The following is a 17073-nucleotide window of genomic DNA, read 5'->3' on the forward strand; positions in this document are numbered from 1 at the left end:
GCCGTGTGAGGATGGCGGAGCACACTGTCGAACTTCAGCGGCGCACGCCGCCGGCTGATATGGGGGAAGCGTCACTGCGTTGTGGAGTGCGAGGCTTTCCTCGGTGCGGTGGCGGTCTTTGACGTGGCAGCGCGCTGTCGTTTCGGCCTTACCTTTCGGCGTCGAGCTTTTGCAATCCGACCTTCCAGATCGGCGAGCAGATCGCTGGGTGCACAACTGAGGGCAGCGGCGAGCGAGAACAGCATGGTGAGCGTGGGCTGGTGCTGGCCGAGTTCGAGCATGCTGACATAGTTCCGGCGGATTGACGCCTCAAATGCAAGTTGTTCCTGCGTCAGTCCGGCCGCAAGACGTCGTTCCCGCAACAGCACGCCAAAAACTGCCCGTACCTCTTCCAAATCTTGCTCCCAGTGAAATGGGAGCACTGTCGGCCGTTGCCGAGATGGCGGGTTGTGGAGATGTGCTCATCCTGCAATTTGCCGCTGGAAAACGCGACCTGCCCCGGGTTGCAATGGTGGAATTCGCGTCGGGTGCTGCGAAGACGCTGCTGCAACTGACGGCAGACGGCCAGATCGTGCGGGGCGCGGCAGTGCTGAGCGCGAAGCCGCACAAGGACTCGGCACAATGGAGTCTGCAGCCGCTGAGCGAAATTCACATCGGCGCAACCGCAGCCTATGACGAGGACCATCCGCTGGTGTCGTTCGCGCGATTCACGACAGCAGCGGGCGAGGAATTCTCGATGCCTGTCGGTATCGCCGAGAAACACTCGCCCGGAAAGCGCATCTACCCGTCCACGCCGGCGCGTTCGTCGAAGGCTGGTCGCCGGAAATCGAGGGTTGATGTCGCAGGTACGAGCTGACGGCATGCGTATCCAGATCGCCTCGGATCTGCATCTGGAGATCGTGCACCAGAGTTTTCCGGGTCACAACCCCGTCAGGCTGACGAATGCCGACGTGCTGGTGCTCGCGGGTGACATCGCGAAGGGGGCCGATGCGGTTGAGCCGTTTGCGCGCTGGCCGGTGCCCGTCATCTACGTGCATGGCAACCATGAAGCGTATGGCATGGAGTACGACACGCTGGCCAACTCCATCCGTATGCGCGCGGCCGGTACTGCGATTCATTACCTTGAGCGCGACACGTTTGTCATGGGTGATGTGCGGTTTCTCGGTTGTTGCCTCTGGACAGACTATGCGCTCAGTGGCGTGCGCGACCGGAGCATGGCGCTGGCCGGGCGGATGCTGCATGACCATCGTGTGATCCGCGTCGGCGACGGCACACGTTTTCGGCCGGAGCACGCGCTGGCGGAGCACGAAAAAGCACTGGCGTGGCTGCGGACCGAGCTGGCAAAGCCCTTCGACGGGCGCACGGTCGTCGTGACCCATCACGGCGTTGCGCCGCCGTCGGTGCATCCGCGCTATGCGAACGACCCGGTCAACGCTGCCTTCGTGAGTGACCTGCGACCTGTGCTCGAGCTGGCCGACGTGTGGATTCACGGTCACGTGCATGACTCGTTCGATTATCGCGTTGGCCAGTCGCGGGTGATTGCCAACCCGCGCGGCTATGCGACGAACCGTCTGATGGCGGGTGCGCCGACCGACCTGAAATGGGAAAACCCGGCGTTTGATCCGGCGCTGGTGATCGAGTTGTGAGCAGCTGTGCCGTGGCGCGCTGAGGCGGCGCAAACGTTCTGGCGATGCGCATGGGCGCTGCCGCGAGGAGATCGCCTGCAAAAAAATGGTTGACCCCCAGGACTACGGACTCGAGGGAGCATCTCGACACGGAGCGCGCCTGACCAGGGCGAACCGGCGAAAAAGACGGCGACAGTCATTGCCGCCTGACGGGAGAAGCGCACAGTTACGGGCGCGCCTGAAGGCCTTTGCGCTCGCCACGCGTAAAACAGGAACAGCGATGACTACAGCCCTCCACAGTCTTCAGGTTCAGCGGGAAGACACGATCCTGAAAATACTGGCCGAGGGCGAGTGGATTGGGGCAGACACCGTTCCCGCGGACGTAGCCGGATGGCAGCAGCGCGGCTGGATCTTTGGCGTGGAAGCTGAAGGTCAGCGGTACTTTGCCCGATACCAGTTCGATGATCGTGATCAGCCGCTGCCGGTCATCAGGGAAATTCTGGCAGAGCTCGGACTCGCCACGGACCCGTGGACAATTGCCGCCTGGTTTCACTTTCCCAACGGCTGGATTGTGGAGGAGGGTTGTACCGCCCCGATCGCGCCCAAGGATGCGCTTGATCACCACGTTGCGGTCGTTGATGCCGCACGCCGGTTCCGCGGAACATTCGGAGCATAACCATGGACGAATTTCCCGACCCGACAGGACCTTTCCGACCGGAAACGGTCGGGTTCGGGCATTCCCGATCAAGGTTGCGCTTACGCGCAAGACTGCTTCGACTTTCTCAACGGTCATCGCTGATGCCAGGATGCAGGTATCAGCTCGAACTGATGGGCACATGTCCGAACGCGCGACCGCCGCGTGGCAGAAAAAGGCTTATGTCATTGACGTCGCGGATTGCGTCCAGTATCTGAAGCGACTGCCCGTGACACGTGGCGCGTCGGCTAAACGCTCGCAAAAGGAACAGCGATTTATGAGCAGCAAGGACCACATCCGATATCAAGCGAAAGAGGGCGGTCAGCCCGGCTGGGATCTTTACGCCGAGATTTTTGAGCCAGAGGACGTCGTGTATCTGGAACTTGACGGGGTCGCCGCTGAAGTCACGATGCTCGGGAACCTGGAGCGCGGGCCGGGCACGGTGCTGTTGCCCTGCCGGTCGCCACCGCGAAGCAGCTCGGTCTCGTGCCTCCTGGCTGGAAAAAGTCGGGCTGGGAAAGGGAGTAGGTCATGCGCGAATACCGTGACAGGATGGTGCAGGAGATCGCCGCCTGCACATGCGACCGCTGCAGCCAGCGCATGTCGCCCGATGATGACCAGGGGGAGTGGTATGAAAAAGTGTCGCTCGACTGGCGCGGCGGCTTTGGCTCGGTTTTTGGCGACGGTGCCCATCTGAGCATTGACCTTTGTCAGCAGTGTCTCCGCGATACGCTCGGGTCATGGCTGCGGGTCGATCCGCCGTCCGCAACGGATAACGTGATTGAAGCCTTGAAGGGCGTCGTTTCCCGACCCGATGTGCCGGTAACTGTGGACCAGATGAATCCACTGCTGTTCGGCGAGCAAGACGAGTCCCGTGGCACGTTACTCCTTGCGACACGTGTCGCGAAAATAGTTGCGCAGGCGATAGCCGTCTTCCGGGAGCAGGATAAGGCGATCCGGTGGCTGGTCATGCCGCACAAGCGGTTTGCCGGCCGAACTGCGCTCGAAATGGCGAAGACCGAGGATGACGCACGGCTGGTTGAGGAAGCGCTGGTGCGGATTGACGAAGGGTACGGATAGCAAAAGGCCGGACTTTGGGGGCGCGACTGAAGAACTTGCTGCCCGATTGCGCATCCGCACATCGCCTAAAGCCGACGATCATCCGATGCGATAACTTGTATGTTGTCGCTGGGCATCCCCTTGAGCAAGCGTTTTCGCCGCGCAGTCTCGGACGCAACCGGAAAAACGGTCTTTAGCCCCGACATCCGGCTGACCGGTGCGCTCGGGTTGCGCTCACTGAGCTATCAAGCCACCAAGCGGCCGGTGGCATCGTGCGAGCCTGCGAATGGCTGATCAAGGTTCCGTTGCTGAACGCGTACAGTCGGCCACATTCGGTCATTCGCTAACAAGACCTGGATCGTCAACAATCGACGAGCCGAGACGATGGTCCTGACGCAGCTTCCTTTCCGCCAGGCAGAAGACGTCAATGATGAAATTGCTGACTGTTCGCGTTAAACCTGCCGTTCGGATTTGCGCATGTCCTTGATCCGGGTACAGCACACATCAGAGGCAGTGAACCGGTTTGACCGCCGCAACTTAGGGACGTCAGACAGATGTGAGCGTAAGCCCGGCAGCGTAGAAGGACGTCTAGCGCTGCCGGGTCATCCCCCTACGCGACGAAACGGCACTCCGACGCGGGTGTCCGCGTATCCATGTTCCTTCCGCGGTTCATATGGTCGTCGATTTCAGCCGCGCAACCGAGCATGCGGGGGTATAGAAATATAGTGAAGGCGGCCGTCTCCAAGGCGTTGCGGGAATAGGTTCCGTCACGATATGGCTGCCAGAGCATCTTGAGCAGCAACGCGGCAATCACCGCGTCGACGTTGACGCAGTAGACGTTTCGCGAAACCCCGGCGTCGAACAGACTTTGCACCAACGTCCGATAGAAGTCGTGGAAGATGTTATATTCGTCACGCTCGGCGAACAACTGCCGAACGAACACTTCACGTGGATCGTGGTTGACCGGCTTGTCCTTAAACACCGGATGATTCACGCCGGGAATCTTCTGAATGTCGAGGCTGCCGCTCGTTTTTTTGCTCGATTTGTATTTGGCATAACTTTCCACGTACATCATCGCCAGTGCTTTCAGATCGAGCCCGTGAGCCGGGTCGCCCGGGTCAGTCAGTCCACTATCCCTGAACTGGTCGAGCAAAAATGCAATTCCCTCGAATCCATTTCCGCCGTGTGTATAACCGCTGTGCGTCAGGAAGCCGATTAACGCCTTGTTGAGCTGGACGCGTTCGGGGTCTTCGGGACCGTCAGCAGAGACCGCACCTTTTGCACCCTGCGCGGAAATCGTTCCGGGTCCATTTGACAGCAGCAGACCGACCAGCAATTGGAAGGAAAACAAGTCGCTCGTGCCTGGCGACAATCCAAACAACGCGCTGAAGGCGGTTTCACCAAGCGACCGCTGCTCCAGGATTGCTTTCGTTTCGACGCCGCAGAAGCTGTCCGGGCAGTGCTGATCCGACGGCACCGACGCTCCGATTAAAGAACCGAACAGCTGTATCCACCAGGGAAGGCTCTCGGCCGAAAGGCGCGAAATGCGTTTGCGCATTAGCGGACCCCATGCGAGCGTCGCGCAAATGGCCGCCAGTACGGCGTCAGTAGTCGGTTCGCCAGGCAGGCTTTCGATATATCGCACGAACGTCGACTTCACGTCGCGGGCGTTGAGTCCGTCCAGGATTGCGCGAGCCCGCAAATCAGGTTCGCTGCCGACGAACAGGCTTAAGTCGCTGACTTGGGCGCGAGAAAAGTCGAAATTTTCGTCCGTCGCGTTCTCAAGCCTCACCGCAGCGAAGGCGTCGATTAGAGCGCGGACCGCCTGGCGGGGCCCGACTTGCCCGCGCGGCCCGATAATGCTCGCAGCGGCGGCAAGAACAGTGTTCGGTGCATTACCGGCATCCCGTGCAGCCTGCGCCGCCGCGAGCGCAGGATGGCCATACAGGTTCAGGAACGCACTCACAGCGACATTGATTAGCGCGCGGTCGTTCATCCCGCCGGGTTCGTGCAGCAGCGCAAGGCTTACGTTTGTCTCAAGGGGGTACTGCGCCGCATCAAGCATCGAAACACCGTACAGACTGGTCACCTGCGACTTCGGGTCCATCTGCGACGCGCCAGAAGCGTCCTTCATCGACTGTCGCGGTGGTACAGCTCCAACCTGTTTGTCGAGCGCGGCAATCTGGGCATCGTATGGGGCTGTGGCCTGCACGACAGGCAAATCGAGCGCCTGCGGCAGGCTCAATCCGCGGTGACTGCTAAACCACGGCTTCAAAGCAAGGTTGCCCTCAGGCTCGAAATCGGGCCGACAGGCGTTTTCACGCATCACAGCCGTCAGAGCGGCGGGTATGTGCGCGATGTTCGTGACGAGCGCGCCCTTTGCCGACACGACCGGATTGTCCGGTGTGAACACGCTCGATACCCCGAATTTATCGAGGAACCACTGTTCTTTTGATACAGCGTCGTCTGCACCACCAGACATGGCACCCGCGTGTCCCACTGCGCGGGTCAGCTTCGCCTTCCAGCGCCCCACGACGCACGCAACCACCGGTTTCGTGAAGTTGGCGTCGAGCTCATAGTAGCCGCCAGGTTCGACATAAAGAACGGCCGCCTTGCTTCGCGCGTCGTTTGCCAGCGCCGCAGCGAACTCGGGCGCCGCGAATTGAACGAATACGTCTTTGCCACTTGAAATGGCTGTTGTCGTACCCCATCCGGCCATCCGCAGGTAGGTTGCAATGGTCGTTGTGAAGTTGCCCGAGTTCGAGAACAATGCAATTGAGCCCCGCCGCAATGCCTCTTCAGGGTGGTCGCCGCCCAGCGCTCCGCCGATACGCACCTGGTTCCAGGCGTCAGCTACGCCGAGGCTGTTGCCGCCAAAAATGTCGATGCCGTTGGACTGACCCATCGCGCGGATTTCGCGGGAGTCACTGACTGCCAGCTTTTCGGTGACGATGAATATCTTCTTCAGTTCCGGATTGACACGGATTAGCTCAGCCACGCCGTCCCGTGCAGCGGAAGGCGGCAGATAGATGACGCCGCAGTTGAACCGGTGACCATCGTTCAGGCCTTCAAGGACATTGTTGTAGACCGGCACGCTTCCAAGTGCCGTTTCCAGTACCTGTCCGCGCTTTCCTGGAGCCGTACCAAACACCACGTTGCCGCCGGAATAGGCATGACCGACGGGCGTGACATCGCTCGACTCGCCGCCCAGAATGTTGAGCACGCAAACGCGGTCGTCCTTTGTGGCAACTTGGGATAACGAACTAATTCCTACGAAGTATTTAAACTCGCCAATGCCCTGCTTGTACATAATGATTCTCCTCAGTCGATGAGATGCTCAGGCAGCCTGTTTGACCGCAATTCCCAGCTTCGCCGCAATCTGCTCACGGCCGCCTGCTTTCATCCATTGGTCAACCTGCTTCGCATGCAGGACGACCTCGCTCATGTCCGAGTCAAACCCGAAGAAGGTGTACGGCAATCCCAGCGAATCGAGCGTGTCGCGCAATGCTCCCATTCCGCGAACCAGATTCGGACCACCACGGCCGACCACCACATAGAGCGGCGTCGGGCCGTGCTGACTGAAGTGCTCGCGTAACGCGTCGGCCATTGCGCGAAACGTTTCAAAAATATCCGTGTTGTTTGACTTTCCACCAATAATGAACAGAACATTGCTTTGCTGAATCCAGTGCTTGAAACAGATGCGGGCAACTTCCTTCATTTTTTCGTAGGGTGGGTTGCCGCCGAAGTCTGACGAGATGATGGCGTCGTCTCCGAGCATTTGCGTGACAAGGGAGTTCGCGCCGCCACCGAACGTCGGAGCGAGAATGCTGCCCTTCGCGTTAATGACGTAGACGTCGCTCTGCCCCTGATACGTGCGAAGCTGGTTGATTTCCTGTTCGAAGTCTGAATAGTCGACTGCGAAGAGATGCGCGGGCAGGTTAAGGCGCTGCCAGCGCGGGTCGTCACGGTCGAAACCGCATTTGAAGTCGCAGGCGATGGGCGTCAGCCTTCCCTTGCTATCCTCGCGCATCCGGATTGGATTGAGCTCGAGGGTCGTCATGCCGAATCCGTGATAGAGCTCCCACAACTTGGGGAGGTGCTGTACAAGCGGCGAGATAATCTGTTTGGGTGCGCCCAGCGTCGAAAGCGCGTTCGCCACGACGAATGCCTTGAGCCCGGTGAGCGGGTCAAACGGAATCTGCACAACTTGTGACTTGTCCAGTTCCTCGATGTCGACGCCACCGTGGTGCGTAAGCGTCATGGTGGGCGCGCGGAAGTGTGTCGAGTCGGTAATCGAGAAATAGACCTCGTACTCGGCCGGCACACCCGCCTCAAAGGTCACGCCGTTAGCTTTTGAAACGGTGTTGGCGACGTGATGCTCGACGAAGTAAAGGCGCTCCTTCTCCTTCAAGGCGGTCGTCAGGTCAGTTGCACGGCCAATCAGACCGGCCTTGCCCTTTTTGCCAACGCCGCCCTTGAAAACCGGCTTGATGAAGATCATGCCGTGCTTTTTCAGCATCGCTCGAATCTGTTCTTCGCTAGCGTCCGGACCCAGAATCTCGGGCGTCGGAAAGCCCACGAACTGCAGCAATCTGGCGCCGTGCAACATACCGGTGACTTGCATGATGACCTCAGGAAGTGAGTTGGGAAGTCGGTGTCGTCGGGACAATATCCCTCACGGGGTCTTTGTCGAACCCGTAAAACGAGTGCGGGGTTGAGCACAGGATTGCCTCGACAATCGCGGGCGCAAGAGGTAAGTCCAGCAACGCGCCAAGCGTCTGGCTGTAGTTCGTCGCATGTTCAAACTGCGTGTGTGGCCAGTCGCTACCCCACATCAGACGTTCGGCGCCAAATGCGTCTATGAGCTGGTCCGTGGCATCGCGCATGAACCTCGAGTCCGGCACCGAGCACCGATAGGCACCCGAAAGCTTGACCCACACGCGGCCAGATGGGCCAAACTCCAACAGGTCGTGAAACCCCGGGTCGCGTGTGCCGCTGTCCGGGTCAGGGCGGCCAAAATGGTCAACGACAACGGGCAAGCCCACGTCCAGCAAAGTGTTGACGAGTGGCGCCAGGTCCGACGCCTCCCTATGCAACTCAACATGCCAGCCTAGTTTTGATAACTGCCGCCAAAGCGTTACATATGGCGCCGAGCCCAGCTTGGGGAGCGTCTGCCCGACAAGGTTCAGACGCACGCCCGTCACACCCTGGCAGTTCAGCCGCACCAGGTCGTCTTCTGAAATATCGGGGGACACGACTGCCACACCGCGCAGCCGGCCTATGTCTCTGGTCAGCGCCTGTAAAAGATGGCTGTTATCGGTGCCGAGAAAGCTGGGCTGGACAAGGACGGCATTGGCAATATCGTTCTCGTCCAGCAGCTTCAGGTAGGCGTCCAGCGTTGCGTCATAGTCGGGTGCGTAGCGCCGTCCGTCCGCCAGCGGCAGCGTCCGGGCAAACACGTGCGCGTGCGTGTCAACGCGCGGCAGCCGTGGCCGCGCGATGGATGGTGCCTGGGTCATCGCTGGCTCCGGGGATGGTCAAGCGCTAATTCGGCGTCGGCGACCAGTTGTGAAGCCTGCTCGACGCCGGACGGCCGCAAACGCTTGCCGCGCGTTTCGGGAAGCAGCAACACGGCAACCATCGCCAGCCCGTACGCAATTGCGGCATCGATGCCAATCGCTGCTCCCAGCGACATCGAATGACTCATGTACCCGACCAGCACAGGGAAACCCGCCGAGGCGATGCGGCCGAAGTTGTAGCAAAAGCCGACGCCTGTCCCGCGCATATCCGCAGGATATAACTCGTTAAAGAGTGCGCCCAGACTGGCTGGGATGCCGGCAGCAAAGAAGCCTAGCGGGAAGCCCAGAACAAGCATTGCCGTGTTGCTCAAGGGAAGCATCACGTACGCAAGCACGGTGACGATGCAAGAAAATGCAAAGAATGCGATGTTGCGACGGCGTCCGATACGGTCGAGCAGGTAAGCACTCGCCATACAGCCGCACCAGAAAGCGACGATAACAACCGCAAGATACCCACCGGTGTTGAGGACCGACAGATGTCTTTCCTTGGAGAGGAAGGTCGGCAGCCAGGTCATGATGGCGTAGTACCCGCCGTGTGCGCCTGTGCCCAGAATCGCCCCGATAACGGTGGTCTTGATGACGCGCGGCTGAAACACCTGCGCGATTTGCGCCCACACAGAAACCGCTGGTTCAGCGCGAGACGGCTCAACGCGCACAGGTTCGCGGAGATTGCGGCGGACGTAAAGGACGAGAAGCGCGGGCAGCAGGCCAACACCGAACATGACACGCCACGCCGTGTCTGACGGCAACCACGAAAAAGCTGCGGCATACAACAGCACTGCGCCGGCCCAGCCGACAGCCCAGGCGCTCTGTACCGCGCCCATGGCCTTGCCGCGGTGTTCCGTCCGGATGGTCTCAGCCATCAACACGGCGCCTGCAGCCCACTCTCCGCCGAACCCGAATCCTTGCAGGGCCTTCAGGACCAGTAGTTGAGGAAAACTCTGGGCGAAGGCACAAAGGAACGTGAAGCTGGCAAACCAGAGAATCGTAATCTGCAGCGTCCGCACCCGACCAATCCTGTCGGACAAGGCGCCCGCCAACCAGCCGCCCATCGCCGATGACACCAGTGTCACGCCGCTGATTGCGCCCGCCTGCGTGTGGTCGATGCCGTACGCTGCGATGATTGCGGGGATTGCCAGGGTAAACATCTGCACATCGAGGGCATCGAGGCCCCAACCCGCGAAACATCCCCAGAAGGTGTTTCGTTCGAGAGGTGTACCTTGCTTGTACCAGGTGAACATCGCCGTCTCCAAGGTAAATTCATATATTCATGTATATGACTATATGTTTAGTCTAGGCGCCTTTACGAAAAAGTCATTGGGGATTTACCCTTGTTCCTGCAGATGTTGTACAGTGACTATTCCTGTGAACAACTATATGAATCATGGATATGCAATCGTTCTCGGCCAAGCCAGACGGTCGATTGCCCCGATACCAGCAGCTACGCGATGACCTGGTGCGCCGCATCGCGGAGGGCGAATGGGCGCCAGAAAAGGCAATCGACACAGAGGCGGAACTTAGCCAGTTCTACAACGTGTCGACCGGAACCCTTCGGAAAGCCATTGATTTGCTGGTGGCTGACGGGGTACTCACCCGCACCCAGGGAAAAGGGACGTTTGTCCGCCGCCCGCGCTTTGATTCGTCGTTGTTCCGCTTCTTCCGATTCAAGTCAGCTGACGGGAAGCCGGTCCGACCGACGGCGAAGGTGCTCAGCCGCGAGGTCGTCAAGCCAAACGAGACGATTCGCTCAACCTTGCGGATGAAGGCGACCGAGAAGGCTGTTCATCTCTCGCGGGTACGACTGATTGAGGGACAACCGGTTTTGTCGGAAGAAATATGGCTACCACGAAGCCGTTTCGAAGCGCTGGCGACTCTGCCCCTTGGTGGCTTCGAAGATTTGCTTTATCCGCTCTACGAGCGGCTTTGCCGCCAAATCGTCGCATCCGCCACCGAAATTCTGAACGTCGAACAGGCGACGGACGCTGATGCAGCGCTCTTGCATATCGACGTTGGGAGCCCGGTAATCCTTGTGCACCGTGTGGCATCCGATTTCGCCGGGACGCCTCTTGAATGGCGCACCACGCGTGGTGCTGCTGCAGCGTTCCAGTATCAGGTTGATATTCGCTGACAACGCGACTTCCTCGCCGCGTTCGGTGCCGTCATAGGGACCGACAACGCGAACCGACTCGCTGTCACCCCGGCAAGTCGCATCTGTCCCGCGACTTTCAGGCTCTACACCTCGTTCGCCGAATACATCACTGGTCGCCAGCTGCGGCCGCAGCTCGCTTGCATGCGCTCGTCCGGGTTATACCTCATTGCAGCCCGACCTCAAACATACAAACATATACATGACTATATCAATCTGCTTGTTTTCGTCTGACTGACCGTTTTTGAAACGCCAGTCGAGCGGCAGCGGGCATGGAACTTGGAGCGAACATGTCTACGTCCGTAACACGTGAGCAGCAGGTAATGAAGAAAATGGCATGGCGGCTGATGCCGCTGCTGATTGTCATGTTTCTTATCGCATTCATCGACCGCCAGAATGTCGGCTTCGCGAAACTGGAAATGGTTCAGGCACTCGGCATGACGGAAGCCGCGTATGGCCTTGGAGCATCGCTGTTTTTCATTGGCTACCTGCTGTTCGAGGTGCCCAGCACACTGGCGCTACATCGGTTTGGAGCCCGGACGTGGCTCGCTCGCATCATGATTACGTGGGGCGTCGTTACAGTGCTAATGGCGTTCACCAGGTCCCTGCCAGCTTTTTACTCGTTTCGGTTTGCGCTGGGCGTTGCTGAAGCCGGCTTTTATCCAGGCGTCATTTACTACCTGACGCAGTGGTTTCCTCAAAGCTACCGGACACGTGTGCTTGGCCTGTTTACCCTCGGCAGTTCGCTGGCAAACATGCTTGGCGCGCTGGTCGGAGGGCTGCTCCTTTCCTTGGGCGGAACACTGGGACTGGCGGGTTGGCAATGGGTCTTCCTTGCCACCGGTCTTCCGGCAATACTGATTGCCTTCGTAGCGCTTAAATATCTACCGAGCTCCGTCAAGGAAGCGAACTTCCTTTCCCAGGACGAGAAGGACATTGTGGTCGCAGCGCTTGTGCGCGATGCGTCCCCGGAAGCAAAGGAGTCCCGGCCATGGGCGGCATTGCTTGACCCGAAGGTTCTCATGTTCGCAGCGACCTACATGCTGATGTCGACGTCGCTGTACGGTGTTACGTACTGGTTGCCTACGCTGGTCAAGAGCTGGGGCGTTTCGTCGAGCGTCAATGGCCTGCTCAACATGATTCCGTGGGCACTCGCGACACTTCTTCTGCTTTGGCTTCCCGGGAAGCTCAAACGTGAACAGGTGGTGTTAAAAGCAATGGTCGTGGTCGCAGGCATCGGCGTTGTATGTTTTGCCTCCAGCCTCGTATTGCCGACGGTCTCGTTGCGCTTCATCGCCCTGTGTGTGGGTGGCGCCTGTATTCCTCTGCTGTACCCTTGTTTCTGGTCGCTTCCCCCGCGCTTCTTTTCCGGCGCTCGAGCCGCCGCAAGTGTCGCCGCCATCAACTGCATCGGCAATCTCGGAGGGTTCTTCGCACAGAACCTGATGCCGTACGTCGGCAAAGTTAGTAATAGCCATGTCGCACCAATGCTTGTTCCGACTGCATGCCTGTTAGCTCTCGCAATCGGGACCGCGATTGCGTGGACAGTCGGTGGGCATCGCAAGGCGGCGCTTGCATCGTCAACGGTTCCGCTTTGACGAGAGCGCTGAGACGCCTGGGCTCTTTGCACAGATGCAACGTGCACTTATTCGAGCCGCACTTTTCGACTGGTTGCTGGCTGAGTGCGGTTCAACATCGCGAACGGTTAAAGCCATCCGGGCTGGCTGGAGGCAGTTCCGTAGCAAGGCTCAAATCGAGCGCTCGTCGCCCTTTGCGCTTCTTCGGATATATGACGGGTTGTACGCCTGTAACCCCATCGTTTGTACGAAGTGAACGACCGCTTACGAGCTAGCTGAATGTCTCTTCGGGGTCGCAGAACGAAACCGCTCGCGCGGTAGGGGGCTCCGGTCCGACGCGGGAGGGCAGGGCGAGGCCGGTCACGCGGTTTTATGTTGGCGAATGAGGCAATCCGCCTCGTTCTCCAGCAGGAGCCGAATCATGACCTCCGCCCAACCGACCGTCAGCCCGCTGCGCCAGCGCATGATCGACGACATGCGTATGCGCCAGCTTGCCCCGAAGACGCAAGCCAACTATGTGCGCATCGTACGCGAGTTCGCCCGATACATCGGGCGCTCGCCTGATACCGCCACCGTCGAGGACCTGCGAACCTACGAGCTGCATCTGGTCGATCATGGCACGTCGCCGGTGTCACTGAACGCCGCGATCACCGGGCTGAAGTTCTTCTTCGAGATCACCCTCCACGAGCCCGAACTGATGGCCCGGATGCAGCCCGTGCGCGTGCCCCGTACGCTACCGGTCGTGCTCAGCCCCGATGAAGTGCGGCGGCTCATCGCCGCAACGGGCAACCTCAAGCACCAGACGGCCCTCTCGGTCGCCTACGGCACCGGGCTGCGTGCCAGCGAAGTGGTGGCGCTGAAGGTCACGGACATCGACAGCCAGCGCATGACGCTGCGCATCGAACAGGGCAAGGGCCGCAAGGACCGCTACGCGATGCTCTCTCCGGTGCTGCTCGAACGCCTGCGGGTCTGGTGGCGCGTGGCCCGTGCCCAGGGCAGGATGCCCGACGGCGGGTGGCTCTTCCCCGGGCTCGATCCCGTCGACCCGCTCAGCACCCGGCAGCTGAACCGCGCCATCCATGCTGCCGCCGAGGCCGCGCAGATCGACAAGCGCGTGTCGATGCACACGCTGCGCCACTATCTTCCCTGCCGGACTATGTCGGGCGATATGGATGAGAGTTCATATTGGCCCAACGATTGCACGCCTCAGAACAGAAGCGCCGCTCCGATCACCCAACATAGTTTCGTGACCCTACAGGCTGTTCAGAAAGGCGAGCAGTTGGTCCGTCGGGCAGAAGCGTCCCGCCTTGCCGCGTAATGGCGACATCTTCGCAAGGGCCTGTTCCTTCATTGCAAGCGTTGCCTCGAGATAGATCTGCGTTGTTTCTACCGATTCGTGTCCGAGCCACAGTGCAATCACTGAACGAGGAACGCCCGATTGAAGAAGGTCCATGGCAACCGTATGCCTCAAGCAGTGGACGGTGATCCGCTTCGTGTTCAAGGAGGGACACATTCTTGACGCCGCTTCTCTATGCTTGTTTATCAGGTACTGGACGCCATGGACACTGAGACGTCCTCCCCTGGCGCTCGGGAACAGCACATCACCATCACCGCGCTGCGGCTCGCGCAACCAGGATTTCAATACGGCGCGCGTAGACTTCGTGATCGGCGTGCAGCGCTCTTTGCGTCCCTTGCCGATTACGCGTACATGAGCGCCGGCACCAAGAACGAGATCCTCGCGTTTGAGTCCAGTCATCTCGGATAAACGCAGGCCGGTCTGCGCAGCCACCAGCAAGAAGGCATGATCACGTCGGCCGGACCAGGCACATTGATCGGGCGCGGCAAGGAGTGCGTCGATCTCCGGGCGAGTCAGGAAGTTGACGAGCGTGCGGGTGAAGCGCTTGCTGGGAATGGCTAGCACGCGCTGGATCTGCGCAGAGACCTGACGGCGGCTTATGCAGGTGTTGCTCGGCGAACCTCAGAAACTGACGGAAGGTGTCTCGATACGAGATGATGGTGTGAGGACTGGCCTGCCGCTGCTGCATCAGGCGCTGTATAAAGAATCGCTCCAGAAAGGGAGCAAAGCTGGCTGACTTGTTCATGAGCGGTTCTCCCAATGCCGCTCGAGTCGGCCCATCGATTCGCGCATGAGTTCGGGCGAGGCGTTGAGGTACCACTGCGTATCGGCCACATGGACATGACCGAGGTAGGCCGACAGGATGGGCAGACGACGCTCGGGGTCCTGTCCAGACCGGTACCAATGTAGAAGCGTTCTCGTCGCAAAGACGTGCCTCATGTCATGCAGGCGTGGCCCGTGACTGTCTGATTCGCCGCGCAGCCCAATCTGGCGCGAGAGTCGATAAAAGGCGCGATGAATCTCGCTGTTGTCCAGCCGGTTCCCCCTATTGGAAGCGAATACGTAGGATGACACGGTTCGCCCGGCCCAATAACGTTCTCGCCGTGCAATGTAGGCGGCAAGTACTTTGCAGGTCGAGACATGTAAAGGAACGAGTCTCGACTTGCCGAACTTGGTGCCGCAGATCGTCAACACTCCTGTCTTCAAATCAACGTCTTCAAGTTCAAGGTTTCTGACTTCGCCCAGACGCATACCCGTTACGCTGAGGAGCCCGAACAGGCAATGATAGGTCCATGGCTGCAGTTCATTGCGTTGGAACCTGCACGGCATTTGAAGCGCCGCGTCCAGCAGCGCTCGAATCTCACCATCCGAATATAGATATGGTCGTGCCCGCGTCGGCCGAAAGGGAAGCAGGCCTTGCGCTGGGATCTGGGTGCGTGGATCGGTTGCACTGCGATAGCGCGCGAACATACGGACAAAGCCCAGCCTCTGCGCCCAGCTTGCGGGTCGCTGCCATGATGGTTGCTGAGCCCATTCGAGAGCGAGCGATTGCGTGATGTACGAGGCGCGGCGTCGTTCCATGAACGCGACAAAGTCGCGCAATCCCTTGTCTGCCTCATTCAGCTTGAATCCGAGGGCGCGTCTCACGGTAACGTACTCGTCGAGCGCTTGCCGAAGCGTGTTCATCGCACACCTCCTGGCCATGGCACGGCCAGCGTTCGCAGCGCCTTGATATCGACCTTCGTGTAGATCCTCGTGGTCTGTGGATGCCGGTGTCCAAGGAATTCACCGATCTCGCCGAGCGACGCACCGTGGCACAGCATCTCAGTGGCCAATCCGTGGCGAAATTGGTGTGCTCCCATAGTCGGCGCGTCAATGCCGGCGCGCTGGAGCGAATGACGCACAACGGAGCCGACCGCACACGCGCTCCGAAACCCGGTGAACGGAGCTCTTGAGCGCAAGAATACGCGCCGACAGAGGCCGGACGGTCGATCACGACTCAGATATGCGGCGATCGCCCTACCGACGTCAGCGGGCAAGGGCAATTCGTTGCACAACCCGCTGTTGTTGCGAACAGTCAGGCATCCCTCGGCCCAGTCGATGTCGTTGAGTTCGAGGAACGCTACTTCTCCCGACCGCAATCCAAGTCGGGCAAGCAGGAGCAAAATGGCGTAGTCGCGACGACCAACCGCACTTCGACGATCGATGCTAGCAAGCAATTGCCGGATTTGAGCCGGCGCGATCGCGCGGGGAATCGCAGGCATCGACCAGTTGGCTACAACGGGAACAGCTGCGGCGAGATCGAGCGCCACGTCGCCACGATAGCTCGTATAGCGTAGAAAGGATCGCAGCCCAGCGGTCATGAGCTTCGCCCGCTTCGGGTGCAAACGTGGTGCCTGACGTCGCACGAATCTCACGATATGGCCCGCGCGCAAACGGGAGAGCGTGACCCGTTGGTTGCCGAAGCAGTCCTCCAGGAAACTGCGGACGAAGGGCACGTAGTTGCGAATCGTCGCTTCGGTCAGGGCGCGCGCTTCGCGCAAGTACGCTACGTAGGCCTTGATACAGCGCTCAATAGGCGACAGTTGGGAAACCGGTGTCTTCTCAGCGTGAATTACTTGCCTACTGCGTAGGAATTCCATGAGGTGTCCGAGGGCGGCGCGATCTCCGCGGCACAGTCGAACGATTCGCGCGCGATGTCGCAAATACCGTGTTGCATGGTCAGTGCCGATGCGGCGTGTTCCGACACCTGCGTGTTCAAGCCACCTGCTAAAGTCTGCTGCAATGCGCACTTGCCGATGCAGGGAATACGCACTGTATCCCTGATCACTCAGCGCTCTTGCAAATGAGGCGAGAAGCGTCGCAAGTGGCCCTTCAGGTGGTCGTGAGAGGACCACCTGATCATGGATGACGTACTTCACGTTGAGCTCCTTCCCCGATGTTGGGGTGCAGCGGGAAGGAGCCCCAGACTATCTCTATTTGGCTTCGCCCATTTGCCTCAAAAGGAGCAGCATTCCGGGCTTACAAGACATAGTC

At 59.6% G+C, this 17073-nt stretch carries 16 protein-coding genes; 7 read left to right on the forward strand and 9 right to left on the reverse strand.

Annotated features, from left to right (window positions below; all coding sequences use genetic code 11):
• Positions 1-71: 71 nt before the first annotated feature.
• Positions 72-422: a helix-turn-helix domain-containing protein gene (locus OKW44_RS19600; protein WP_343219740.1), complete on the reverse strand. Its 351-nt coding sequence runs from the start codon at positions 420-422 to the stop codon at positions 72-74.
• Here OKW44_RS19600 and OKW44_RS19605 point away from each other — a divergent pair.
• The 4 genes from OKW44_RS19605 to OKW44_RS19620 all read left to right on the forward strand — a co-directional run bounded on the left by OKW44_RS19605 (position 314) and on the right by OKW44_RS19620 (position 3399).
• Positions 314-856: a hypothetical protein gene (locus tag OKW44_RS19605; RefSeq protein WP_162633864.1), complete on the forward strand. Its 543-nt coding sequence runs from the start codon at positions 314-316 to the stop codon at positions 854-856. The genes OKW44_RS19600 and OKW44_RS19605 overlap by 109 nt on opposite strands.
• 4 nt (positions 857-860) lie before the next feature.
• Positions 861-1646: a metallophosphoesterase gene (locus OKW44_RS19610; RefSeq protein WP_018417869.1), complete on the forward strand. Its 786-nt coding sequence runs from the start codon at positions 861-863 to the stop codon at positions 1644-1646.
• Positions 1647-1905: 259 nt separating this feature from the next.
• Positions 1906-2301 carry a hypothetical protein gene (locus OKW44_RS19615; protein WP_018417870.1) on the forward strand — a complete coding sequence of 132 codons (396 nt, stop codon included), beginning with the start codon at positions 1906-1908 and terminating at the stop codon, positions 2299-2301.
• Positions 2302-2850: 549 nt separating this feature from the next.
• Positions 2851-3399, forward strand: a complete 549-nt coding sequence (locus OKW44_RS19620) for an MbcA/ParS/Xre antitoxin family protein (protein ID WP_018417871.1) — start codon at positions 2851-2853, stop codon at positions 3397-3399.
• A gap of 589 nt (positions 3400-3988) precedes the next feature.
• Here OKW44_RS19620 and OKW44_RS19625 read toward each other — a convergent pair.
• The 4 genes from OKW44_RS19625 to OKW44_RS19640 are packed head-to-tail and all read right to left on the reverse strand — an operon-like array spanning position 3989 to position 10198.
• A complete protein-coding gene (locus OKW44_RS19625) occupies positions 3989-6688 on the reverse strand; it encodes a CoA-binding protein (protein WP_026225355.1) in 2700 nt (899 codons plus the stop codon).
• A 27-nt stretch (positions 6689-6715) separates the two neighbouring features.
• Positions 6716-8002, reverse strand: coding sequence for an ATP citrate lyase citrate-binding domain-containing protein (locus tag OKW44_RS19630; RefSeq protein WP_018417873.1), 1287 nt, complete (start codon positions 8000-8002; stop codon positions 6716-6718).
• Positions 8003-8009: 7 nt separating this feature from the next.
• Positions 8010-8897 carry an amidohydrolase family protein gene (locus OKW44_RS19635; RefSeq protein ID WP_018417874.1) on the reverse strand — a complete coding sequence of 296 codons (888 nt, stop codon included), beginning with the start codon at positions 8895-8897 and terminating at the stop codon, positions 8010-8012.
• The gene (locus OKW44_RS19640) at positions 8894-10198 is read right to left on the reverse strand and encodes an MFS transporter (protein ID WP_018417875.1); all 1305 of its coding nucleotides are present in this window, start codon (positions 10196-10198) and stop codon (positions 8894-8896) included. The genes OKW44_RS19635 and OKW44_RS19640 overlap by 4 nt, the downstream gene beginning before the upstream one ends.
• 143 nt (positions 10199-10341) lie before the next feature.
• Here OKW44_RS19640 and OKW44_RS19645 point away from each other — a divergent pair, with 143 nt between their 5' ends.
• The 3 genes from OKW44_RS19645 to OKW44_RS19655 all read left to right on the forward strand — a co-directional run bounded on the left by OKW44_RS19645 (position 10342) and on the right by OKW44_RS19655 (position 13998).
• Entirely contained in the window at positions 10342-11085 is a 744-nt protein-coding gene (locus OKW44_RS19645) for a GntR family transcriptional regulator (RefSeq protein ID WP_026225356.1), read from the forward strand.
• A 308-nt stretch (positions 11086-11393) separates the two neighbouring features.
• On the forward strand, positions 11394-12701 hold the full coding sequence (locus tag OKW44_RS19650) for an MFS transporter (RefSeq protein WP_018417877.1): 1308 nt from the start codon (positions 11394-11396) through the stop codon (positions 12699-12701).
• Between the two features lie 400 nt (positions 12702-13101).
• Positions 13102-13998 (forward strand): tyrosine-type recombinase/integrase, encoded by an 897-nt coding sequence (locus OKW44_RS19655; RefSeq protein WP_018417878.1) that lies wholly within the window; start codon positions 13102-13104, stop codon positions 13996-13998.
• Here the strand turns inward: OKW44_RS19655 and OKW44_RS19660 are convergent.
• From OKW44_RS19660 to OKW44_RS19675, 4 genes are read right to left on the reverse strand one after another with little or no spacing between them, the layout of a single operon-like run.
• On the reverse strand, positions 13933-14601 hold the full coding sequence (locus tag OKW44_RS19660; protein WP_343219741.1) for a tyrosine-type recombinase/integrase: 669 nt from the start codon (positions 14599-14601) through the stop codon (positions 13933-13935). The genes OKW44_RS19655 and OKW44_RS19660 overlap by 66 nt on opposite strands.
• On the reverse strand, positions 14486-14782 hold the full coding sequence (locus OKW44_RS19665) for a site-specific integrase (protein ID WP_343219742.1): 297 nt from the start codon (positions 14780-14782) through the stop codon (positions 14486-14488). The genes OKW44_RS19660 and OKW44_RS19665 overlap by 116 nt, the downstream gene beginning before the upstream one ends.
• Positions 14779-15723, reverse strand: a complete 945-nt coding sequence (locus OKW44_RS19670) for a tyrosine-type recombinase/integrase (protein ID WP_018417881.1) — start codon at positions 15721-15723, stop codon at positions 14779-14781. The genes OKW44_RS19665 and OKW44_RS19670 overlap by 4 nt, the downstream gene beginning before the upstream one ends.
• Positions 15720-16958 carry a tyrosine-type recombinase/integrase gene (locus OKW44_RS19675; RefSeq protein WP_026225357.1) on the reverse strand — a complete coding sequence of 413 codons (1239 nt, stop codon included), beginning with the start codon at positions 16956-16958 and terminating at the stop codon, positions 15720-15722. Before OKW44_RS19675 ends, OKW44_RS19670 begins: the two co-directional genes overlap by 4 nt.
• Positions 16959-17073: the final 115 nt, after the last annotated feature.

Source organism: Paraburkholderia lebeckiae, assembly GCF_050436325.1.
Classification (GTDB): Bacteria; Pseudomonadota; Gammaproteobacteria; order Burkholderiales; family Burkholderiaceae; genus Paraburkholderia; species Paraburkholderia tuberum.